Origin of the sequence: Streptomyces sp. GQFP (assembly GCF_021545335.1) — a bacterium.
Lineage (GTDB): Bacteria > Actinomycetota > Actinomycetes > Streptomycetales > Streptomycetaceae > Streptomyces.
This window is the reverse complement of the sequence record NZ_CP089312.1, coordinates 1614830-1637343: the sequence shown is the minus strand read 5'-3', so window position 1 is coordinate 1637343 and position 22514 is coordinate 1614830. Positions and strand designations below refer to the sequence as shown.

Genomic DNA, 22514 nt, shown 5'->3' with positions numbered 1-22514 from the left:
GCCACCAGACCCACGGTGCCTACGGACCCAGCGCCTCCAACGGCACCGCCCCAGCCAGCGCGGCCAACCCCGCATCACCGGGATGCAGATGATCCCCACTGTCATACGCGGGACGCAACTGCGTCGGCTGTGCCGGATCCCGCAACGCCGCGTCGAAGTCGACGATGCCGTCGAAACCGGTGTCGGAGTCACCGTCGGGGACCGCCTCCTCGCGGATCCACGTGTTGACGGCCGCCCGCTGGCCGTCGACCACTGACGTGCACCGTGCCTCACCCCCGCACGGCCCGATCGTCGCCACCAGCACCCGCAGCCCCCGCGCCCGTACCCGTGCCGCCAGTTCCTCCAGCCCGGCGATGACATCGCCCGCCGACGCCCCCGTCCGCAGGTCGTTCACGCCCTGGAAGACGATCGCTGTGCGGGCCGACGTCTGGGCGAGGACGTCCCGGTCCAGGCGGTGCAGGGCGCTCACCCCGCCCGAGTCGGTCGAGACGCCGTCGCCGGGGTAGCGGTCGGTGAGGATGCGGTTCGCGGCGATGCCCTGGTTGAGGACGCCGTACTGGGGAACCGCGCTCTGGGCCCGCAGCCGGTCGGCGAGTACGTCGGGCCAGCGCCGGTTGGTGTCCAGGGTCGAGCGCTCGCCGTCGGTGATCGAGTCGCCGAGCACCACCACCGACCCGGGACCGTCACCCACGTCGACGCCCGTCAGCAGCGGCCAGGTCGTCAGCGTCGAGGTGTACGGCGTCGGGGAGCCGTCCGCCGTATGGTCGCCCGGCTCGCTGACGTACGAGCGTTGCTGCGCGAGCCGGTGCAGCGGGGCCGCCGTCACCGTGCCCGGCAGATGGAAGCTGACCAGCAGGTTGGTGTCGGCGGGCACCGCGAAGTCCAACGGATCGCTGAACGCCTGTGCCCCGGCCGGGAGTTCGACCCCCGCTGCGCCCCCGAACGTCAGCGGCAGCGGCGTACCGCTCGCCGTCGCGCCCGCCGACTGCACGGCCACCGTCGCGCTGCCGATCCGTACCGGCGCCGACGCGAAGGTGTTGTCGAAGCGGACCCGTACCCGTGGCCCGCCGGCCGACGTGTGCACCACCAGCCGCAGCGTCCGGTCGGTCCAGGGGCCGACGGTCGCGTACGTCGAGGTCGGTGCCGCCCAACTGCCCGTCCAGGCGGCCGTGTCGGGCCGTACCGAGAGGGCGAACACATGCAGGTCGACCGCGTACGGCAGCCGGACGGACTCGACCTCGTGACCGCGTGCGATCGGCACCGTGACGACGTACAGCCGTGCCTTCTCGGCGAGTTGACCGTTGGGCGTGTTCACATGCGGCAGGGCGACCGCCTTGGCGCCGAGGGGGCCGGTGCGCCAGTCCGGGGCGGTCAGCCGGTACGAGGACTCCGTGCCGTCCGCGTACGAGACCGTGCCCGCGCCGCTCACCTCGGAGCCGCCGGTGGCGGTGAGGAGGAACGCGAGGGCGTCGCCCTCCCCGCGCACCCGTACGGGCTGGCCGGCCGCGCGGACGTTGTCCGGCTCGCCAGGGTCCCGGCAGGGCCAGGTCAGCCTCGCGCCCTGGACGGTGAGGGCGCGGCCCCTGGTCCAGCCGGCGGCCGTCAGGTCCTGGGCCGACAGGGAGGCGCCCGAGCCGTCGAAGTCGGCCGTGCCGGGGAGGGCGTCGTCGCTGATGGCGGTGTTGTCGAAGTACTGGGTGAGGGGCAGGGGTTCGGTGGCCTCGGCCGTCGAAGACAGGGGGGTGAGCGTCGCGAACAGGGCGAGGATGATGCCCGGGCCCCAGAGAGCTCGGAGTCCCGGTCCCCGCCCGACTCGGCTACCTCGGCGCATGTGCGTCCCCTCGGTCGACTCGGCCCGCCGCTCAACGCAGTGTGAAGCTAAAGAGGTACCAGGTGCCCGTCAATGCGGCAGGTGTGCCGGGCACGGGTGTGCGAGGAAGTTGGCCGGAACCGGCGGCCCCGCGCGCCCAGTGGTGCGGTCGGCGGTGTGAATGACACGCTGGACGTATGAACATCCCTTTCCTGGGCAACTGGCGCAAGAAGCATGGACTCGCCCGAGGGGTGGCGGTGTTCTCCGAGGGGGAGCACGACCCCGAGGCGGTCGCCGGGCTTCTCTCCGAGTGCGAGCTGCTCCGCTCCCAGGCCGGCCGGGAGGGCGTCGAACTCGACGACTCCGCCGCCTCGTTGGAGGCGCTGGACCAGCTGCTGCCGGGCTGGCGGGACGACGAGGAGGCACTGTCCTGGCTCGGCAACGACGCGGGTCTCTACCTCGGCACCGTCATCGTGCGGACCGTCCCCGGCGCCGAATGGGACTTCTGGCCGAACGGTCAGCCCGTCGTACGGCTGTCGTCGGGCCGTGAGTTCGACGTCGTCGCCTCCGGTCACGCGTGGGCGTCCAGTGGAGCCCCCGAGCTGTCGCAGCTGTACGCGGAGGTCGCGGAGTCGTAGCCGAGGGGGAGGCGCCGGGGTATGGCTGACGTAAATACGGCTTATGCCCGAAAAGTGCGTGTCGTGTACTAACTCCACCCTCGGGTGGATAGTTTGCGGCGACCACGACACAGCTGAGAGTAAGTAGGGCTGGGCATGGCCGTCGATCCGCTGATCGAGCTGCAGGAAGTCAACAAGCACTTCGGTGAGCTGCATGTTCTCCAGGACATCAACCTCACCGTCGGCAGGGGGGAGGTGGTCGTCGTCATCGGGCCGTCCGGGTCGGGCAAGTCCACTCTGTGCAGGGCGATCAACCGGCTGGAGCCGATCGAGTCCGGGACGATCAGGCTGGACGGACAGTTGCTGCCCGACGAGGGCAAGCCGCTCGCGCGGCTGCGGGCCGAAGTCGGGATGGTCTTCCAGTCGTTCAACCTCTTCGCCCACAAGACCGTGCTGCAGAACGTGTCGCTGGGGCAGGTCAAGGTGCGGGGGCGGAAGAAGGACGAGGCCGACAGACGCTCCCGTGAACTCCTCGACCGGGTGGGCCTCGCCTCGCAGGCGCCGAAGTACCCGGCCCAGCTCTCCGGCGGCCAGCAGCAGCGCGTGGCCATCGCGCGCGCCCTCGCCATGGACCCCAAGGTCATGCTCTTCGACGAGCCGACGTCGGCACTCGACCCGGAGATGATCAATGAAGTCCTGGAGGTCATGCAGCAACTGGCCCGTGAGGGAATGACGATGGTCGTCGTCACCCACGAGATGGGCTTCGCCCGTTCGGCCGCCAACCGGGTCGTCTTCATGTCGGACGGCCGTATCGTCGAGGACCGAAGCCCGGACGAGTTCTTCACCAACCCGCGCAGCGACCGCGCCAAGGACTTCCTCTCCAAGATCCTCAAGCACTGACGGCCGACGCCGGCCGGGGCGGGAAATCGGCCGCGGCGAACCTCGACTACGATTTGCGGTTCATCCCCGTGGTGTTGGCGACCCGGCCGGTCCGCGACGGGGATGGGGACCGAGGCCGTGGACGTGGCACCGGCCGAATCAGGGACGCTGCTGCCAGGCGGGCAGTGGTAGAAGGGCATGCGTTCGCCCGGCGGCAGCCGGAGATCACTGCTCGCGCAGGGGTACCGACACAAGTGAGGCGTCGTGCTCCGGCGAGGAGGAGGTCAGCTGCGCGCCGGTCGGGTTGTGCTCGACGCGGAGCGGGTCGCCCGGGCCGACCAGCTCGCCGAGGCCGAGCGGGCCCACGTCGCAGAGGTACGCGACGTGGGCGCCGCTCTCCTTGGTTCCGGAGACCGCGCTCCACCACCGCGGGCTAGGAGGCGCGGTGGGTGCTGCGCGGGGCGACGGTGGGCAGCGGTGTCTTTGCCACCCGGGTGATGTCCGTGACGACCTCGACGACATCGGGCCCGTACGCCTGCGAGTTGACGACCTTCAGGAGCAGGGCGAACGAGTTGTTGCCGTGTTTGCGGGCCAGCCGTTCGTGGTTGCGGGCGAGATAGCGGGTCGCCGCCTGGTTGGTGATCGCGCGCTGGCCGCAGAAGAGGAAGACCGGCCGGGCCTCGCCGCTCTGGCCGGCGGTGAGCCGCGCGAGGATCACGTACTCGCTCTTGCCCCCCTCCAGCCGGTAGCGCTCGGTGCCGATCTGGAAGGCGCCGCGGTCCGGGCCGGGTTCGGCGTCGACGTTGACGCGGACACCGGGGAGCAGCGAGTGCAGATGGGCCAGCATGCGGCGATTGGAGGCCGGGCCGCCCACGCAGAACTCGGTCCGCTCGCCGAAGCCCTGTTGTGCCGCGTCGTGGGCGACGACCTGGGCGTGGGCGTTGCAGTCCTTGATGAGGGCGGAGAGCTCCAGGAGCGCGAACACGTCGTGGCGCATCACCGTCAGCTCGGGGCCACCGGCCTCGCGGTTCACCACGAGCAGCGACTCGGAGTTGTCCGGCAGCCCGAAGAAGGCCTGCTTGCGGCGGAGTTTGCGCCTCCACAGATAGGTGCGGGCCAGCCAGCCGAGGGCTGCGCTGATACCGGCCGCGACCACACCGAGGACGATATTGCGCACATCGTCAGTCATGGGCGCGCATGTTAGCGGTCGACCGGACCGGTGTTCGAGGGGCCCTTACGGGACCACGGTGAGGAAGTTACGCTGCGCGGACGGCTGTTGACTGGAGGTATTGATGCGTCGCCCTGTCGCGCGAAAGCTGGCGGTCCTGGCGGTTTCGGCCACGGTGGTGTCGGTGGGGGCGGCCGCGCCGCCTTCCGGTGCCACGTCGGCGGGTACGGGTGTGGGGAAGGTCCCGGTCGCCGTCGGGTACGGCGGTGCCGTGGCGAGCGTGGACGCGGACGCCTCGGCCGCCGGGATCGAGATCCTGCGCAAGGGCGGCAACGCGGTGGACGCCGCCGTCGCCACGGCCGCCGCGCTCGGCGTCACGGAGCCCTACTCCAACGGCATCGGCGGAGGCGGCTACTTCGTCTACTACGACGCCAAGTCCCGTACGGTACAGACGATCGACGGCCGTGAGACGGCACCCCTGACGGCCGACTCGGGCCTGTTCCTGGAGAACGGTCAGCCGATCGCCTTCGCCGACGCCGTCACCAGCGGCCTTGGCGTCGGTACGCCGGGCACACCGGCGACCTGGCAGGCGGCGCTGGACAGTTGGGGCAGCGAGCGGCTCGGTACGCTGCTGAAGCCGGCGGAGCGGCTCGCGCGCGACGGCTTCACGGTGGACGACACGTTCCGGTCGCAGACCGCGTCCAACGAGGCGCGGTTCAGATACTTCCCGGACACGGCGGAGCTGTTCCTGCCGGGCGGTGCGCTGCCGGTGGTCGGGTCGACGTTCAAGAACCCCGATCTCGCGCGTACGTACGAGGAGTTGGGCCGCAAGGGCGTTGGCGCCCTGTATCGGGGGAAGCTGGCGAAGGAGATCGTCGACACGGTCAACGAGCCGCCGGTGGACCCGGGTTCGGGCTACAACGCGCGCCCAGGCAAGCTGTCGCTGACCGACCTGGCGGCCTACCGGGCGAAGCGCCAGGCGCCGTCGAAGACCTCGTACCGGGGCCTGGGCGTCTACTCGATGGCCCCCTCCTCGTCCGGTGGGACGACGGTCGGCGAGGCCCTCAACATCCTTGAGAACACGGACCTTTCGAAGGCGAGCGAGGTCCAGTTCCTGCACCGCTACATCGAGGCGAGCCGGATCGCCTTCGCGGACCGGGGGCGCTGGGTGGGCGACCCGGCCTTCGAGGACGTACCGACGAAGGAGCTGCTGTCGCAGTCGTACGCCGACTCGCGCGAGTGCCTGATCAAGGACGACGCGGTGCTGACGAGCCCGGTCGCGCCGGGCGACCCGCGCAACCCGACGGCATGCGACAGCACAGGCACGGCAGCGCCGACGACGTACGAGGGTGAGAACACGACGCACCTGACGGTGGCCGACAAGTGGGGCAACGTCGTGTCCTACACGCTGACGATCGAGCAGACCGGCGGCAGCGGCATCACGGTCCCGGGCCGCGGATTCATCCTGAACAACGAGCTGACGGACTTCTCCTTCGCCCCGGCCAGCCCGGCCGTCCCGGACCCGAACCTGCCGGGCCCGGGCAAGCGACCGCGCTCGTCGATGTCCCCGACGATCGTCCTGGACGCCCACGGCAAGCCGGTCGTGGCCCTCGGCTCACCCGGCGGCGCGACCATCATCACGACCGTCCTGCAGACCCTGACGAGCTTCCTGGACCGGGGGATCCCACTGGTCGACGCGATCGCGGCCCCGCGCGCGAGCCAGCGCAACCAGACGACCACTGAGCTGGAACCGGCCCTGTGGACCAGCGAGTTGAGGACGAAACTGGAGGCCATCGGCCACGGCTTCCGCCTCAACCCCGAGATCGGCGCGGCAACCGGCGTACAACGCCTCCCGAACGGCAAGTGGCTGGCGGCAGCGGAGACGGTACGCCGGGGCGGCGGCTCGGCGATGGTGGTGCGGCCGGCGTCCTGAGTCGGCCGGGGGGCTCCGGGCGGACGCCGCACCTGGAGCGGCTGACCGCAGTCACAGGGCGGACGTACTCGCGGCGCGGCGTCCTTGGTCCGCCGAGGGCGGGCGGCGGTGTTTGGGGCCGGTGGCTCGCCCTCGTAGCAGCGGGCGGTTGTCGCGGGGACGATCCACCCGCGTGCGTGGCTACGAGGCCGGCGGCCCGTCGCTGTACCCGCGGACCTCCGCCGTCGGCCACGTGTACTCGATCTCCTGCACCGTGAAGCCCGCGGCCATCCGCAGTGGGCGTTCGGCCGTGCGCAGGCCGCCCGCTCGTTCGTAGAAGGCGATCGCGTGGGTGTTGCCGGCCAGGACCTCCAGGTAGATGTCCTGGCCGGGGTGGTGGCGGGCCGCCCAGGCGAAGCCTTCGCGCAGAAGGGTGCGGCCGATGCCGGTGCCGACGTGGTCCGGGCGGGCGTGCAGGTTGTCCAGGTGGACGCGGCCGTCCGGGGCCGTGTCCACGTGGATGAAGCCCCGGAGTTCGCCGTCCTGTTCGGCCGGCAGGAGGCATCGGTCCGGTGACAGGTCGGCCGTGCGGGCCTGCCACTTGGCGAGGTGCTCCGCCGCCAGCGGGCCGGCCAGGTACGCGGCGGGCATGAGCGCGGTGTACGCGCTGCGCCAACTGGCCGTGTGCAGGGCCGCGATGCTCTCCGCGTCCGCCGAAGTCCCGTTCCTGATGCGCATGGAGCCGTACGTTACGCCCGGCTCGTGTGCGCCTCCTGGCGTGCTGTGAGGATCCGGGGCCCCGACTCCGTGATCGCCACCGTGTGTTCGGTGTGGGCCGCGCGGGAGCCGTCGTTCGTGCGCAGGGTCCAGCCGTCCGGGGCGTCGTGGTAGCCGTCCTTGCCGCTGCCGATCAGTAGGGGCTCGATCGCCAGGACCAGCCCGTGGCGCAGCCGCATGCCCCGGCCGGGGCGGCCCTCGTTCGGGACCGGCGGGTCCTCGTGCATCCGGCGGCCGATGCCGTGGCCGCCGAAGCCGTCCGGGATGCCGTACCCCGCCGTACGGCACACCTCGCCGATCGCGTGCGCGATGTCGCCGATGCGGTTGCCGACGACCGCCGCCGCGATGCCCGCCGCGAGGGCCCGCTCGGCGGTCTCGATGAGCCGTACGTCGGCCGGGCGCGGCTCGCCCACGACGAAGCTGATCGCCGAGTCGCCCGCCCAGCCGCCCAGCTCGGCGCCGAAGTCGGCGGAGACGAGGTCGCCGTCGCGCAGCCGGTAGTCGTCCGGGATGCCGTGCACGATCGCGTCGTTCACCGAGAGGCAGATCACCGCCGGGAACGGCGTCGGCGCGAAGGAGGGGTGGTAGCCGAGGAAGGGGGAGGTCGCTCCCGCCGCGCGCAGCACCTCGTGTGCCACCTCGTCCAGCTCCCGAAGGGAAACGCCCACGTCAGCGGCGGCTCGGACGGCTGTCAGGCCTCTGCCGACCACCTGGCCCGTCTCGTACATGGCATCGATCGTTGTGTCTGTCTTGAGTTCCACCATGCCAATTACTATACCGGTATTAGAATGGCGGCATGGTACGCACTCCTCTCACCCCCGAAGAGCGTGAACGCGGCGAGCGGCTCGGCCGGCTGCTGCGTGAGGCGCGTGGTTGCCGCAGCATGGCGGAGATCGCGGCCCGCGCCGGACTCTCCGCCGAGACCCTCCGCAAGATCGAGACCGGGCGGGCGCCGACGCCGGCGTTCTTCACGGTCGCGGCCCTCGCGCGGGTCCTCGGACTGTCCATGGACGAACTCGTCGGGCAGTGCGCGCCACTCGCCCCGGTCGCGGCGTGAGCCCCGTGGCGCGGTTCCGGCCATTGTGATCGTGGTTCTCATCACGTTCCGCTGGGTGCGCGGTACTCTGCGTCCGGTCCGAAAACCCCCCGTAGCCCTTCCGTAACACGACTGGTGTTTTCTACGGGGCGGAGTACTCCGTTCGGGCATGGGGTGGACATCATGGCGGTGGAACAACTCCCGGGGCAGGTGCGGGAGTTCGCGCGGTATCTGAACGGCCTGCTGGCCCGCCTCGACCAGGGCGCGGGCTGGTGCGGCGTGTTCTGGCAGCGCGACCCCGACGGTATGCGCGCCTGTCTGGAGGGGCACGAAGTGCCGCCCTGGGACGTCGTAGAGGCGCTGCTCCAGGATCTCGCCACCGAATACGGAACCGGTGCCGTCACCCCCGAGGCCGAGCGGGCACGTGCCCTGCACCAGGCCTCGCTCACCGCGTTCGACACCCGGCCCGGCGCCCGCGACACCCTCGGCGACCGGCTCGACGTGATGCTCCGCGAACAGAAGTACGCCGCCGAACGGCTCGCCGAACTGGGCCGGTTGCTCAACTCCGCCGGTACCCACGAGGAGGCCGAGGGCTTCCGCCTCGACCTCGCCTGGGCCCACGACGACCACGAACGCGCCACCGCGCGCTGCGCCGAACTCCGGTCCCGCCTGGACCAGTTGGCCCGCCGGGCGGTGAGCGGCGCGACCATTCCCCGCCGCGACCCCGACGACGAGGCGGGCCTGTTCGCCGCCCGCGTCCAGAACGTCCAGCACCCGGCCGACGCACTCAACCTGCCCAGACAGCGCACCGACCTCGACACCGACGAGCACCGCCCGCCCGGCGACCCGGCCGCCTGGCACGACGACGAGGACGGCGTCCGCGGACAGCGCTCGGTCGACGGCACGGTTGTCGGGTACGAGGACGGGCGCGGCGCCCGTCGACAGGGCGCGGCCGAGGATATGGCTGGCTGGTACGACGGCGAGGGCGGCGTCCGCGGACAGCGCTCGGTCGACGGCACGGTTGTCGGGTACGAGGACGGGCGCGGCGCCCGTCGACAGGGCGCGGCCGAGGATATGGCTGGCTGGCACGACGGCGAGGGCGGCGTCCGCGGACAGCGCTCGGTCGACGCCACGGCCGTCGGGTACGAGGAGGAGCGCGGCGCCCGTCGACAGGGCGCGGCCGAGGATATGGCTGGCTGGCACGACGGCGAGGACGGCGCCCGTCGACAGGGCGCGGTCGACGGCACGGCTGGCTGGCACGACGACGAGCGTGGCCCCCGCCGGCAGGGTGCGGACGACCGGCAGGCCGCCGGGTACGAGAACGGGCGCGGCTCCCAGCCGCAGGCCCCGGACGGCTCCGGTCCCGCCCGTCACGGAGACGACCGTGGCCCTGGCGAGCCGGGTTCCGACGACCTGCGCCCCTGGCGCGGTCACAGCCGCCGCTCCGGCGGCGCGGACGACCGCGACGACCCCCGCCAGGCCGACGCCCCCGACACCCCCGAACCCGCGGTCGAGCGCACGACACCACAGCTCCCCGCCGACTGGTACGACCCCCCGGCCCCAGCCGTCACCCCCGAACCCGAACCCGACCCCGTGCCCGTGCCGGAACCCGGCCGCGCCTCCAAGCAGCGTTCCAAGCGCCGTACCCGGGGCAGCGCCCGGTTCGCCGGGATGATGGACGACGCGGACACCGGTGCCACGCCCACCGTCGACCCCACCTCCATGCCGGTCATGCCCACGCCCGCCGCCCCGACCCGCCGTACCCCGCGCGGGGCACGCTTCGCCGGGTCCGCCGTTGCCGCGCAGCCCGCCGCTCCCAAGCGGGAGGCGCTGGACGACGACGCCCGGCACGACACCATCGACGCCGTCCGCAGCCTCGTACGACTGCGGAGCGAGGGCCGCAGCGGGGAGGCGCACGCGCTGCTCGTCGAGGCCGCCTACTGGCCCGCCGCCCGTTTCCCCCTGCTCGCCGCAGAGCTGCACCGCGCCGGGCTCGGCGCCGACTGGGCGACCCTGCTCTGGGAGGCCGCGTCCCTGCCGGCCGGCCGGCTGGTCGCCGCCGCCGACGCGCTCGTCGCGGCCGGGCGCGGGAACGACGGCCAGCAGATCCTGCGGCAGGGCATCGTGCGACCGGCCCACGAGGTCGGCGAGGCCGTGCTCGGGCTCGTCGAGGAGGGCAGACAGCGCGAGGCGCGCGCGCTGCTCGACGCGTACGTCCGCGTCCGCACCCCTGAGGAGGCCGCCCGCAGTGTCGGCCCCGACCCGCAGCACCTCGTACCGCTGCTCCTGGAGGCAGCCCGGGGCGCGTCCGAGGACTGCTACTGGGATCTGGTGCACGCACTCCGGGTGGCAGGCCACAGTGCCTGATCCGGGTGTACACGACTCGCCCACCGGGGTGTGAAACGTGATCGACTCCGCGGGTTAACGGCGATGGTCTTGGCAAGGCTGTTCCGGAGGCTTACTTTCAAGCCCCTACGACCTCTGTCTACGGGCGTAGAGGCTCTCTGACGTCCAGCCGGAAGGAGCAGGTCATGGCCAACGTCGTACGTGCCGCTCTGGTTCAGGCCACCTGGACCGGCGACACCGAGTCCATGGTCGCCAAACATGTGGAGCACGCCCGTGAGGCCGCCCGGCAGGGCGCCAAGGTAATCGGGTTCCAGGAAGTCTTCAACGCCCCCTACTTCTGCCAGGTCCAGGAGCCCGACCACTACCGCTGGGCCGAGCCCGTGCCCGACGGGCCGACGGTGGTTCGTATGCAGGAGCTGGCGCGCGAGACCGGCATGGTCATCGTCGTGCCCGTGTTCGAGGTCGAGCAGTCCGGGTTCTACTTCAACACCGCGGCCGTGATCGACGCCGACGGCACCTACCTCGGGAAGTACCGCAAGCACCACATCCCGCAGGTCAAGGGCTTCTGGGAGAAGTACTACTTCAAGCCCGGCAACCTCGGCTGGCCGATCTTCGAGACGGCCGTCGGGAAGATCGGCGTCTACATCTGTTACGACAGGCACTTCCCGGAGGGCTGGCGGCAGCTGGGCCTCAACGGCGCGCAACTCGTCTACAACCCGTCCGCCACCTCGCGCGGCCTCTCCGCCTACCTCTGGCAGCTGGAGCAGCCGGCCGCGGCCGTCGCCAACGAGTACTTCGTCGCCGCCATCAACCGGGTGGGGCAGGAGGAGTACGGGGACAACGACTTCTACGGGACCTCGTACTTCGTGAACCCGCGCGGCCAGTTCGTCGGCGAGGTCGCCAGCGACAAGGACGAGGAACTCGTCGTGCGGGACCTGGATTTCGATCTCATCGAGGAAGTCCGGCAGCAGTGGGCCTTCTACCGGGACCGGCGGCCGGACGCGTACGAAGGGCTGGTGCAGCCGTGAGCGATCTGTACGGGCGACACAAGGCGGTCCTGCCGGACTGGCTCGCCCTCTACTACGAGGACCCGCTCGAGATCACACACGGCGAGGGCCGGTACGTGTGGGACGCGAACGGGAAGCAGTACCTCGACTTCTTCGGCGGCATCCTCACCACGATGACCGCGCACGCGCTGCCCGAGATCACCAAGGCGGTGAGCGAACAGGCCGGGCGGATCATCCACTCGTCCACGCTCTACCTGAACCGCCCGATGGTCGAACTGGCCGAGCGGATCGCCCAGTTGTCCGGCATCCCGGACGCCCGCGTCTTCTTCACCACCTCCGGCACGGAGGCCAACGACACGGCCCTCCTCCTCGCCACCTCCTACCGGCGCAGCAACCAGATCCTGGCGATGCGCAACAGCTACCACGGGCGTTCGTTCAGCACGGTCGGCATCACGGGCAACAAGGGCTGGTCCCCGACCTCCCTGTCCCCGCTGCAGACCCTGTACGTCCACGGCGGGGTCCGCACGCGCGGTCCGTACGCCGATCTGAGCGACGACGAGTTCATCGCCGCCTGCGTCGCCGACCTGGAGGACCTGCTCGGGCACGTCCGTCCGCCCGCCGCGCTGATCGCCGAGCCGATCCAGGGCGTCGGCGGCTTCACCTCGCCGCCCGACGGGCTGTACGCGGCCTTCCGCGAGGTGCTGGCGGCGCGCGGCATCCTCTGGATCGCCGACGAGGTGCAGACCGGCTGGGGCCGCACCGGCGAGCACTTCTGGGGCTGGCAGGCGCACGCGGAGAACGGTCCGCCGGACATCGTCACCTTCGCCAAGGGCATCGGCAACGGCATGTCCATCGGCGGGGTCGTGGCCCGCGCCGAGATCATGAACTGCCTCGACTCCAACTCCATCTCGACCTTCGGCGGCACCCAGATCACCATGGCGGCCGGCCTCGCCAACCTCACGTACCTCCTGGAACACGACCTCCAGGGCAACGCCCGGCGCGTCGGCGGCCTCCTCATCGAACGGCTGCGGGGCGTCGCCGCACAGCTGCCGGGCGTACGGGAGGTCCGTGGGCGCGGGTTGATGATCGGCGTCGAGCTGGTGAAGCCCGGTACCGACACCGCCGACCCGGAGACCGCGGCCGCCGTGCTCGAAGCAGCCCGGGAGGAGGGGCTGCTCCTCGGCAAGGGCGGCGGCCACAACACGAGCGCGCTGCGCATCGCACCGCCGCTGTCGCTCACCGTCGCGGAGGCCGAGGAGGGCGCCGCGATCCTCGAACGCGCTCTGAGGAGCTGCGTCCAGTAACACCACAGCAAGGAAGACGGCCATGCTCATGACCACCACCTTGGAACCCGCCCTGTCGGTCCGTCAGGTCCTCGGCCTGGAACGGGTGCTCGCGGGCGAGCCCGAGGTGGTGGCCGGGGCCGGGCATCTGGACCGCGCCGTGCGCTGGGTGCATGTCGCCGAGGCCGCCGATGTCGGCGTGATGCTCAGCGGCGGCGAGATGATCCTCACGACCGGGGTGCTGCTCGCGGGGGACGAAGTGGCCCAGGCCGAGTACATCCGGTCGCTGCACCGGGCGGAAGCCGCAGCCGTCGTTCTCGGACTCGGCCGGGCCTTTCCGGCGCCGCCGGACGTCATGCGGCGCGCGGCCGAGCGGTGCGGGCTGCCGATGGTGGTGCTCCATCGGCCGTTCCCCTTCGCGGAGTTGACGGAGGAGGTCCAATCCCGGCTGGTACGGCGGAAGTTCGCCGCCGTGAGCCTGTCGGAAGCCGTGCGGACCGCTCTCACCGGGCTCATCACCTCCGGCGCCCCCATGCAGTTGCTGCTCGACGAGGTCGCCTCGCACAGTGGCTGTCCCGTCGTCGTCACCAACCTCGCCCATCGCGTCCTCGCCACCTCGGGGGAGCGGTCGGCCGTCGACGACGTGCTGCGGGACTGGGAGCGAATCTCCCGGCAGGCGGGCGGCAGTGAGGGCGACGGATGGATCCGGGCCGAGCTGGGCGGGCGCGGTGAGCGGTGGGGGCGGATCGTGCTCTGCGGATATCGCGGCGACGTCGCCACCGGGCGGCTGCTCGCCGACCGGGCCGCCGAGGCCCTCGTCCTGCACCGCATGCTCGGGGGTTCCGTGCACACCTGGGAGGAGCAGTCCGCGCAGAGCCTGCTCACGGACCTGGTGAGCGGAGTCGTACCGGCCAGGCAACTGCTCCCGCGCGCACGGGCCGCCGGACTGCCCGTCAACCGGCGGACCTTCGTACCGCTCGTCGTGCGGGGCGGCGACCCCGCCGAACTCGACCGCGTCCTACGCCTGTTGGGGCTGCCGGGGCTGGTCGCCGAGCTGGCCGACGACGCCACCGCCGTCCTGCTGAGCCTCGCCCGGGACCAGGACGCCAAGGCGCTCGCCGCGCACTTCGCGCTCCGGCTGCGTACGGAGACCGCCGGGGCCCGGACCGTCGTGGCCGCCGCCGAGGCGCTCGGCTCCTGGGACGACGTACCCACCGGACTGCGCGAGGCGCTGCACGTCGCCGCGGCCGTCGCGGACACCCCGGCGGGGCAGGATCTGCCGGTCCTGGTGCACCTGAGGGACGTACGCCTTCGCGGGCTTGTCCGGCTGTTGCGCGACGATCCACACGTGCAGGCGTTCGCCGAGCGCGAGCTGGACGGGCTGCTGTGCGGGGCCGAGGGCGAGTCCGAGCTGCTGCCCGTGCTGCGGACCTATCTCGCCACCGGGCGCAACAAATCACGTACCGCGCAACTCCACCATGTCTCGCGGCCCGCGCTCTACCGACGGCTGGAAGCGATAGAGGCGCGGCTCGGGCTCGATCTCGACGACTTCGAGCAGGCCGCCTCCGTGCATATCGCGCTCCTCGCGCACGACGCTCAGCAAGGCCGATGACCGTACCCCGCACTGCTCCGTCTTACCGCTCCGAAACATCAGAGGACCTGGGAAAACAGTGGTGAAACATGGGCCCAAGTCAGGGTGACACCGTGGAACGACGAACGCCCGCAGGCGTGACACCGTGCAACTCAAACCCGATCTCCAGGCTTCCTAGGCTCGGCGTACACCGAGTGACCGGAGGTCCCGATGAGCAGGGTGATTCGCGCCGCCATCTTCCAGACTGCCTGGACGGGCGACAAGGAGTCGATGATCCAGGTCCACGAGCAGGCGGTCCGCGACGCCGCGGCGCAGGGTGCTCAAGTCATGTGTTTCCAGGAGCTGTTCTACGGACCGTACTTCTGCCAGGTCCAGGACAAGGCGTTCTACGAGTACGCCGAGCAGATCCCGAACGGCCCGATCGTCAAGCGCTTCCAGGCGCTGGCCAAGGAACTGGGCATCGTCCTCGTCCTGCCGATGTACGAGGAGGAGCAGCCCGGCGTCCTCTACAACACGGCCGCCGTGATCGACGCGGACGGCTCGTACCTCGGCAAGTACCGCAAGCACCACATCCCGCAGGTCGCCGGGTTCTGGGAGAAGTTCTACTTCCGCCCGGGGAACGCGGGTTGGCCGATCTTCGAGACGGCCGTCGGGAAGATCGGCGTCTACATCTGCTACGACCGGCACTTCCCGGAGGGCTGGCGTGCGCTCGGCCTCGAAGGCGCCGAGATCGTCTTCAACCCGTCGGCCACCTCGCGCGGCCTGTCCGCCTACCTGTGGCAGCTGGAGCAGCCGGCGGCGGCCGTCGCCAACGAGTACTTCGTCGGCGCGATCAACCGGGTCGGCGTCGAGGAACTCGGCGACAACGACTTCTACGGGACCTCGTACTTCGTGGACCCGGAGGCACAGTTCGTCGGCGAGGTGGCGAGCGACAAGGAGACCGAACTCGTCGTCCGCGACCTGGACCTCAACAAGCTGCGCGAGGTCCGCGACCGCTGGCAGTTCTACCGCGACCGCCGCCCGGACGCGTATGGCCCCCTGACCGCGCCGTAACAAGTAGACGCCGGTTCCCGCGCCCCCCTAAGGGGCGCGGGGAACTGCGCGACCAGCCACACACAACCGGCACCTTCGAGACAACCGAACGGAGCGTGAACCATGGCCGGCCGTACTCTCATCCGCGGTGGACTAGTCATCACCGCGTCGGACGAGATCCACGCCGATGTCCTGATCGAGGACGGCCGAATCGCCGCCCTCGCCACCAGCGGAAGCGCCACCGCCGAGGCGTGGAGCGCCGAGCGGACCATAGACGCCACCGGCAAATACGTCATCCCCGGCGGCGTCGACGCGCACACCCACATGGAACTGCCGTTCGGCGGTACGGCCGCCTCGGACACCTTCGAGACCGGCACCCGGGCCGCCGCCTGGGGCGGTACGACCACGATCATCGACTTCGCCGTACAGAGCGTCGGCCAGTCGCTGCGCGACGGACTCGACACCTGGAACGCCAAGGCCGACGGCAACTGCGCCATCGACTACGCCTTCCACATGATCGTCTCCGACGTGAACCAGGACACGCTCAAGGAGATGGACCTGCTGGTCGAGGAGGGCGTCACCTCCTTCAAGCAGTTCATGGCCTACCCGGGCGTCTTCTACAGCGACGACGGCCAGATCCTGCGCGCCATGCAGCGCTCCGCCGAGAACGGCGGCCTGATCATGATGCACGCCGAGAACGGCATCGCGATCGATGTGCTGGTCGAGCAGGCGCTGGCCCGTGGCGAGACCGACCCCCGCTTCCACGGCGAGGTCCGCAAGGCCCTCCTCGAAGCGGAGGCCACGCACCGCGCGATCAAGCTCGCGCAGGTCGCCGGCGCACCCCTGTACGTCGTCCACGTCTCGGCGCAGGAGGCAGTCGCCGAGCTGGCAAGGGCGCGCGACGAAGGGCTCAACGTCTTCGGCGAGACCTGCCCGCAGTACCTGTTCCTGTCGACGGACAACCTGGCCGAGCCGGACTTCGAGGGCGCGAAGTACGTGTGCTCGACGCCCCTTCGGCCCAAGGACCACCAGGCCGCGCTGTGGCGGGGGCTCAGGACCAACGACCTCCAGGTCGTCTCCACGGACCACTGCCCGTTCTGCTTCGAGGGCCAGAAGGAGCTGGGGCGCGGCGACTTCTCGAAGATCCCCAACGGGCTCCCGGGCGTCGAGAACCGCATGGACCTCCTCCACCAGGCCGTGGTCGACGGGCACATCAGCCGTCGCCGCTGGATCGAGATCGCCTGCGCCACCCCGGCCCGGATGTTCGGCCTCTACCCGAAGAAGGGCACCATCGCCCCGGGCGCCGACGCCGACGTCGTCATCTACGACCCGGCGGCCGAGCAGACCGTCTCCGCCGAGACCCACCACATGAACGTCGACTACTCGGCGTACGAGGGCAAGCGGATCACCGGCCGCGTCGAGACCGTCCTCTCGCGGGGCGAACTCGTCATCACCGAGCGGGAGTTCACCGGACGCGCGGGTCACGGCGTCTACACCCCCCGCTCCACCTGTCAGTACCTGACCTGAACTAGGAGTGGAGCAGATGGACTTCGGACTCGTCCTCCAGACCGACCCGCCCGCCTCGCGCGTCATCGAGCTGATGCAGCGCGCCGAGGGCAACGGTTTCACGTACGGCTGGACCTTCGACTCCGCCGTGCTGTGGCAGGAACCGTTCGTGATCTACAGTCAGATCCTTTCCAGCACCGAGAAGTTGACGGTCGGCCCGATGGTCACCAACCCGGGCACCCGCACCTGGGAGGTCACCGCCTCCACCTTCGCGACCCTCAACGACATGTTCGGCAACCGCACGGTCTGCGGCATCGGCCGCGGCGACTCCGCGATGCGCGTCGCCGGGCGTACGCCCAACACCCTCGCGCGGATCAGCGGCGCGATGAAGGTCATCCGCTCGCTCGGCCGCGGCGACGAGGCCGACCTCGGCGGTACGGTGGTCAAGTTCCCGTGGGTGAAGCCGGGCGCCGAACTCCCCGTCTGGATGGCCGCGTACGGCCCCAAGGCGCTCAAGATGACCGGCGAGGAGGCCGACGGGTTCATCCTCCAGCTCGCCGACCTCTACCTCACCGAGTACATGGTGAAGACGGTCAAGGACGCCGCCGTCGCCGCCGGACGTGACCCGTCCGAGGTGAAGATCTGCGTCGCCGCCCCCGCGTACATCACCCAGGACGACTCGCCCGAGGCACTCGCCCACGCCCGCGAGCAGTGCCGCTGGTTCGGCGGGATGGTCGGCAACCACGTCGCCGACCTGGTGTCGAAGTACGGCGAGCACTCCGCCGCCGTACCCGAGGAACTCACCGATTACATCAAGGCCCGTGAGGGGTACGACTACTCCCATCACGGCCGCGCCGACAACCCCGACACCCAGTTCGTGCCCGACGAGATCGTCGACCGGTTCTGCGTCATCGGCACCCCCGAGATGCACATCGAGAAGCTCAACAAGCTGCGTGAGCTGGGCGTCGACCAGTTCGCCCTCTACGACATGCACGACGCCCAGGAGAAGGTCATCGACGCGTACGGCACGACGGTCATCCCCGCCGTCAACAGCTGACCCGCGCAACCGCACAACTCCCCATCCCCCCACTCCAGTTCTCCCCTCCCTCGCCGTCCCGAGGGAGGGGGCCGGAGCCCGCACGGCCTTTCCGGATCCGCCCCTCGTTTGATTGGCCTGCCCATGACCGACACCGCTCCCACGGCCATACCGCCGTCCGCCCAACTCACCCTCCCCGACGGCCGGGTGGAGATCTCCCCCGACGCGCCCGCGCCCAGCGGGCCGTACGCCAACGAGGACCTGCTGCCGGTTCCGATCGAGAAGCGCACCTGGACCACGTACAACTTCTCGGCTCTCTGGGTGGGCATGGCCCACAACACGGCCTCCTGGACCCTCGCTTCGGGTCTGATCGCCGTGGGCATGGACTGGAAGCAGGCCGTGCTCACGATCGCCCTGGCGAACGTGATCGTGCTGATCCCGATGCTGCTCACCGGGCACGCCGGGCCCAAGTACGGCATCCCCTTCCCCGTCTTCGCCCGCGCCTCCTTCGGTATCCGGGGCGCCAACCTCCCCGCTGTCGTACGGGCGTTGGTGGCCTGCGGCTGGTTCGGCATCCAGACCTGGATCGGCGGCGAGGCGATCTACTTCCTCGCCGGCAAGCTCATCGGCAACGGCTGGAGCGACGCCGGGAAGATCGGCGGCTACGCCTGGACGATGTGGCTGTCCTTCGCCATCTTCTGGGCGATCCAGGTCGCGATCATCTACCGGGGCATGGAGACGATCCGCCGCTTCGAGAACTGGGCCGCGCCCTTCGTCCTCGTCGGCGCCGGCGTGATGCTGTGGTGGATGGCCGACAAGGCCGGCGGCTTCGGCCCGCTGCTCGACCAGCCCTCCAAGCTGGGCTACGGCGCGGACTTCTGGAAGATCTTCGCGCCCGCCCTCATGGGCATGATCGGCTTCTGGTCCACGCTGTCGCTGAACATCCCGGACTTCACTCGATACGGGAAGAGCCAGAAGGCCCAGACGTGGGGGCAGGCGCTCGGTCTGCCGACCACGATGACGCTCTTCGCGTTCCTGTCCGTCATGGTCACCTCGGGCTCGCAGGCCGTGTACGGCGAGGCCATCTGGGACCCGGTACAGCTCGCCGCCAAGACCGACAACGTCTTCGGTCTGCTGTTCGCCCTGGTCACCGTGCTGGTGGCGACCCTGTCCGTGAACGTCGCGGCCAACCTGGTCTCCCCGGCCTTCGACTTCTCCAACATCGCGCCCCGCAAGATAAGTTTCCGGGCCGGCGCGCTCGCCACCTGCGTCCTCGGCGTGCTGATCTTCCCCTGGAAGCTGTACTCCGACCCGCAGGGCTACATCTTCACCTGGCTCGGCCTGGTCGGCGGTCTGCTCGGCACGGTCGCCGGCATCCTCATCGCCGACTACTGGATCCTGCGCCGCGGCAAGCTCGACCTCGCCGACCTGTACAAGGCGGGCGGACGCTACTGGTACGAGAACGGCTGGAACTGGCGCGCGGTCGTCGCGTTCCTGGTCGGCGGTGTGCTGGCGATCGGCGGCGCCAACTTCGCCCCGCTGATCGACGGGCGGCCCATCCCGGCGCTGTCCTCACTGGCGAACTACGGCTGGGCCGTGGGTCTGGGCACGTCGATGGTGCTCTACCTGGTGCTGATGGTGGCGACCGGGAAGGGCAAGACGGAGGTCTGACCCTGTGAAGTGACCTGCGAGGGCGGCCGGTTCTACTGGCCGCCCTCCAGCGCTGCCACCGCGTCCCGGGCGGCCTTGATGGCGCCCTTGTTGATCACATCCGTGCTGGGCGCCTTCTTCGACTCGAAGTCGCTGCCGTTGTACGTGATCACCACCAGCGCGTTCGACGCGCGGACCAGCACCACGCCCTCGCGGGTCTGCTGCTTGTCCTCGGTGGTGAGGTTCACGACGGAGTAGGCGGCGTCACCGAGACCCGGCACGACCCCGCCGCCGCTCTTCTCCGTCATCCGCTCCTTGTACGTCTTCTCCGCCGCCGCATCCGTGTCGGACAGCTCGAACGACACGTCGAGCCAGCGGTAGTCGTACCCCTTGAGCGCGTTCCAGGAGCAGGTGCGGCGCACCTCCGTGTCCGTCGACGGGATCTCCTTGCCGGCCGCCTTGGCGCCCGGGACAAGGGACTTGATGGTGCCCGGCGGGATGGCCGAGCAGGGCGCGGGCGCGGCGGTGAACGTCTTCGAGGCCGCCGAGGTCGAGGGCGCGGTGGGCGACGAGGACGCGCCCTTGGCGGCCGCCTCGGGTTCGTCGGCGGTCGGCGACGCGGCGAGCGGACCCGAGGACAACGCCCAGCCGGCGGTGGCGAGCACGGCGACCGGCGCCAGGCGTGTGACGAGCGCGAGCGGCAGAGGAAGGCTCAAGGCGCACTTCTCGTGGGGGACGGTGCGGAGGGGGGTCCGCACTCCGGACGGGACGCCAGTGTCACATGACTGCCTGTGGGGCGGAAGTAAGAACTCGCTCCGTGGCTGTGCGATGACTGTCCTTCATGATCGGCCGCCCGGACTGTCCGTCAGAATGCGCAAATCGACGTCGACAGGGCCCAATTCACTGTCAATGCGATCAATCATGGCGAATGCCTCATAGGTGACTGGTGCCCTGCGTCCGGGGCGTACGTACGATCACCGGATCGCGTCCCGTAGTGAAGGAGCCGCCCGTGTTCACCACCCGACCCACGCTCCAGGGCACCTTCGGGATGGTGTCCTCCACGCACTGGCTGGCCTCGCAGTCGGCGATGGCGGTCCTGGAGGACGGCGGCAACGCGTACGACGCCGCCGTCGCCGCGGGCTTCGTCCTGCATGTCGTCGAACCGCACCTCAACGGGCCCGGCGGTGAGGTGCCGATCATCATCGCCCCGGCCGGCGGCGAGGTGCGGGTGCTGTGCGGGCAGGGCGTCGCGCCCGCCGGGGCTACGGTCGCGCACTACAGGGGGCTCGGACTCGACCTCGTACCCGGCACCGGGCCCCTCGCCGCCGCCGTGCCCGGTGCCTTCGACGCCTGGATGCTCCTGCTCCGCGACCACGGCACCAAGCCGCTCGCCGACGTCCTCAAGTACGCCATCGGGTACGCCGAGGACGGGCACGCGCCCGTGGAGAACATCGGCGCGACCGTCGAGGCCGTACGGGAACTGTTCGAGACGGAGTGGACCTCATCCGCGGACGTGTACCTGCCCGGCGGACAGCCGCCCCGGCCCGGCGAACTGTTCCGCAATCCCGCCCTGGCCGCCACCTGGAAGCGCCTGCTCGCCGAGGTCGCCGGGGCGGGGGACCGCATCGCCCAGATCGAGGCGGCACGGGAGGTGTGGCGCACCGGCTTCATCGCCGAGGCGCTCGTACGGCAGTCCGCGCGGCCCACCATGGACACCAGCGGCGAGCGTCACACCGGCACCCTGACCGCCGCCGACCTCGCCTCCTGGTCCGCGACTTACGAGGCCCCGGCGACGTACGACTGGCAGGGCTGGACCCTCTGCAAGGCCGGCCCCTGGAGCCAGGGGCCGGCCTTCCTCCAGCAGCTCGCGCTCCTCCCGCCCGAGCTGCCCGAGTACGGGTCCGCCGACTACGTCCACCTGCTGATCGAGGGCTGCAAGCTCGCCATGGCGGACCGGGAGGCCTGGTACGGGGACGCGTCCGGCGGAGCCGACGTACCGCTCGGCGAGCTGCTGTCCGACCACTACAACGTCGCCCGGCGGGCCCTTGTCGGCGGCAAGGCCTCGTACGAGCTGCGGCCCGGCAGCCCCGGCGGTCGCAGCCCGCAGCTGTGCGCACGCGCGCGCGTGGTGGCCACGGACGAGCCCGGGTTCAGCGCTCTGGGGGCCGGGGAGCCGACGGTCGGGGGCAGTGCGCTCCTTGGCGAACCCCATGTCGCCGCCGACGGCCGTACCCGGGGCGACACCTGCCATCTCGACGTCGTCGACCGCTGGGGCAACATGGTCGCGGCCACGCCCAGTGGCGGCTGGCTCCAGTCCAACCCCGTCGTGCCCGAGCTGGGCTTCCCGCTCGGCACCCGGCTCCAGATGACCTGGCTGGAGGAGGGCCTGCCGGGCTCTCTCGCTCCGGGCCGCCGGCCCCGGACCACCCTCACGCCCTCGGTCGCGCTGCGCGACGGGGTGCCCGTGCTGGCGTTCGGTACGCCCGGCGGGGACCAGCAGGACCAGTGGCAGCTGCACTTCTTCCTCGCGGTCGCCCTGCGCCCCAGGGTGCGCGGCAGCCTGGACCTCCAGGGTGCGATCGACGCCCCGAACTGGCACAACGACAGCTTCCCGAGTTCCTTCTACCCGCGCGGGACGCGCCCCGGGAGCGTCACCGTGGAGGCCCGGATGCCGGGCGGGGTGGTCGAGGAGCTCCGTCGGCGGGGGCACGACGTGACGGTCGGCGGCGACTGGTCCGAGGGCCGGCTGTGCGCGGTCGCCCGGGACCCGGAGACGGGTGTCCTGTCGGCGGCGGCCAATCCCCGGGGGATGCAGGGGTACGCCGTGGGACGCTGATGTCCGGATCCGGGTGTTCAGGGCGATT

19 protein-coding genes are annotated in these 22514 nt (G+C 70.8%); 13 read left to right on the top strand and 6 right to left on the bottom strand.

The genetic code is table 11. The annotated features are described in order from the left end of the window. Positions 1–19: 19 nt before the first annotated feature. On the bottom strand, positions 20–1831 hold the full coding sequence (locus LUX31_RS07175) for an SGNH/GDSL hydrolase family protein (protein WP_235473934.1): 1812 nt from the start codon (positions 1829–1831) through the stop codon (positions 20–22). 176 nt (positions 1832–2007) lie between these two features. Here LUX31_RS07175 and LUX31_RS07170 point away from each other — a divergent pair, with 176 nt between their 5' ends. Further along, positions 2008–2448 (top strand): DUF6278 family protein, encoded by a 441-nt coding sequence (locus tag LUX31_RS07170; RefSeq protein WP_235473933.1) that lies wholly within the window; start codon positions 2008–2010, stop codon positions 2446–2448. 135 nt (positions 2449–2583) lie between these two features. Further along, entirely contained in the window at positions 2584–3327 is a 744-nt protein-coding gene (locus tag LUX31_RS07165) for an amino acid ABC transporter ATP-binding protein (RefSeq protein WP_235473932.1), read from the top strand. A gap of 204 nt (positions 3328–3531) precedes the next feature. Here LUX31_RS07165 and LUX31_RS07160 read toward each other — a convergent pair whose 3' ends face one another. Together LUX31_RS07160 and LUX31_RS07155 are read right to left on the bottom strand one after the other, a co-directional pair. Then, on the bottom strand, positions 3532–3672 hold the full coding sequence (locus tag LUX31_RS07160) for a hypothetical protein (RefSeq protein ID WP_443045933.1): 141 nt from the start codon (positions 3670–3672) through the stop codon (positions 3532–3534). Between the two features lie 67 nt (positions 3673–3739). Next, positions 3740–4495: a hypothetical protein gene (locus tag LUX31_RS07155; RefSeq protein ID WP_235473931.1), complete on the bottom strand. Its 756-nt coding sequence runs from the start codon at positions 4493–4495 to the stop codon at positions 3740–3742. 103 nt (positions 4496–4598) lie between these two features. On the opposite strand from LUX31_RS07155, the gene ggt reads away from it, so the two are divergent. After that, a complete protein-coding gene (ggt, locus tag LUX31_RS07150; RefSeq protein ID WP_235473930.1) occupies positions 4599–6407 on the top strand; it encodes a gamma-glutamyltransferase in 1809 nt (602 codons plus the stop codon). A 180-nt stretch (positions 6408–6587) separates the two neighbouring features. Here the strand turns inward: ggt and LUX31_RS07145 are convergent, their stop codons facing one another. Further along, positions 6588–7124, bottom strand: coding sequence for a GNAT family N-acetyltransferase (locus LUX31_RS07145; protein ID WP_235473929.1), 537 nt, complete (start codon positions 7122–7124; stop codon positions 6588–6590). Positions 7125–7135: 11 nt separating this feature from the next. Next, complete coding sequence (gene map / locus LUX31_RS07140) at positions 7136–7927, bottom strand: type I methionyl aminopeptidase (RefSeq protein WP_235473928.1); 792 nt, start codon at positions 7925–7927, stop codon at positions 7136–7138. Positions 7928–7959: 32 nt separating this feature from the next. On the opposite strand from map, the gene LUX31_RS07135 reads away from it, so the two are divergent. The 9 genes from LUX31_RS07135 to LUX31_RS07095 all read left to right on the top strand — a co-directional run bounded on the left by LUX31_RS07135 (position 7960) and on the right by LUX31_RS07095 (position 19671). Then, positions 7960–8220, top strand: a complete 261-nt coding sequence (locus LUX31_RS07135) for a helix-turn-helix domain-containing protein (protein WP_235473927.1) — start codon at positions 7960–7962, stop codon at positions 8218–8220. 162 nt (positions 8221–8382) lie between these two features. Beyond that, positions 8383–10566 (top strand): hypothetical protein, encoded by a 2184-nt coding sequence (locus tag LUX31_RS07130; RefSeq protein WP_235473926.1) that lies wholly within the window; start codon positions 8383–8385, stop codon positions 10564–10566. Positions 10567–10730: 164 nt separating this feature from the next. Continuing rightward, positions 10731–11573, top strand: coding sequence for a nitrilase-related carbon-nitrogen hydrolase (locus tag LUX31_RS07125; protein WP_235473925.1), 843 nt, complete (start codon positions 10731–10733; stop codon positions 11571–11573). Further along, positions 11570–12856: an aspartate aminotransferase family protein gene (locus tag LUX31_RS07120; protein ID WP_235473924.1), complete on the top strand. Its 1287-nt coding sequence runs from the start codon at positions 11570–11572 to the stop codon at positions 12854–12856. The genes LUX31_RS07125 and LUX31_RS07120 overlap by 4 nt, the downstream gene beginning before the upstream one ends. 28 nt (positions 12857–12884) lie before the next feature. Continuing rightward, on the top strand, positions 12885–14447 hold the full coding sequence (locus LUX31_RS07115) for a PucR family transcriptional regulator (protein ID WP_235473923.1): 1563 nt from the start codon (positions 12885–12887) through the stop codon (positions 14445–14447). 189 nt (positions 14448–14636) lie between these two features. Beyond that, positions 14637–15479, top strand: a complete 843-nt coding sequence (locus LUX31_RS07110; protein WP_235473922.1) for a nitrilase-related carbon-nitrogen hydrolase — start codon at positions 14637–14639, stop codon at positions 15477–15479. 102 nt (positions 15480–15581) lie between these two features. Beyond that, positions 15582–16985 (top strand): dihydropyrimidinase, encoded by a 1404-nt coding sequence (gene hydA / locus LUX31_RS07105; protein ID WP_235473921.1) that lies wholly within the window; start codon positions 15582–15584, stop codon positions 16983–16985. 16 nt (positions 16986–17001) lie between these two features. After that, entirely contained in the window at positions 17002–18021 is a 1020-nt protein-coding gene (locus LUX31_RS07100) for a TIGR03842 family LLM class F420-dependent oxidoreductase (protein WP_235473920.1), read from the top strand. 123 nt (positions 18022–18144) lie between these two features. Then, positions 18145–19671 carry an NCS1 family nucleobase:cation symporter-1 gene (locus LUX31_RS07095; protein WP_235473919.1) on the top strand — a complete coding sequence of 509 codons (1527 nt, stop codon included), beginning with the start codon at positions 18145–18147 and terminating at the stop codon, positions 19669–19671. A gap of 32 nt (positions 19672–19703) precedes the next feature. On the opposite strand, the gene LUX31_RS07090 is transcribed toward LUX31_RS07095, so the two are convergent. Next, the gene (locus LUX31_RS07090; protein WP_235473918.1) at positions 19704–20366 is read right to left on the bottom strand and encodes a hypothetical protein; all 663 of its coding nucleotides are present in this window, start codon (positions 20364–20366) and stop codon (positions 19704–19706) included. Positions 20367–20659: 293 nt separating this feature from the next. Here LUX31_RS07090 and LUX31_RS07085 point away from each other — a divergent pair, with 293 nt between their 5' ends. Further along, positions 20660–22486: a gamma-glutamyltransferase family protein gene (locus LUX31_RS07085; RefSeq protein ID WP_235473917.1), complete on the top strand. Its 1827-nt coding sequence runs from the start codon at positions 20660–20662 to the stop codon at positions 22484–22486. Positions 22487–22514 lie beyond the last annotated feature (28 nt).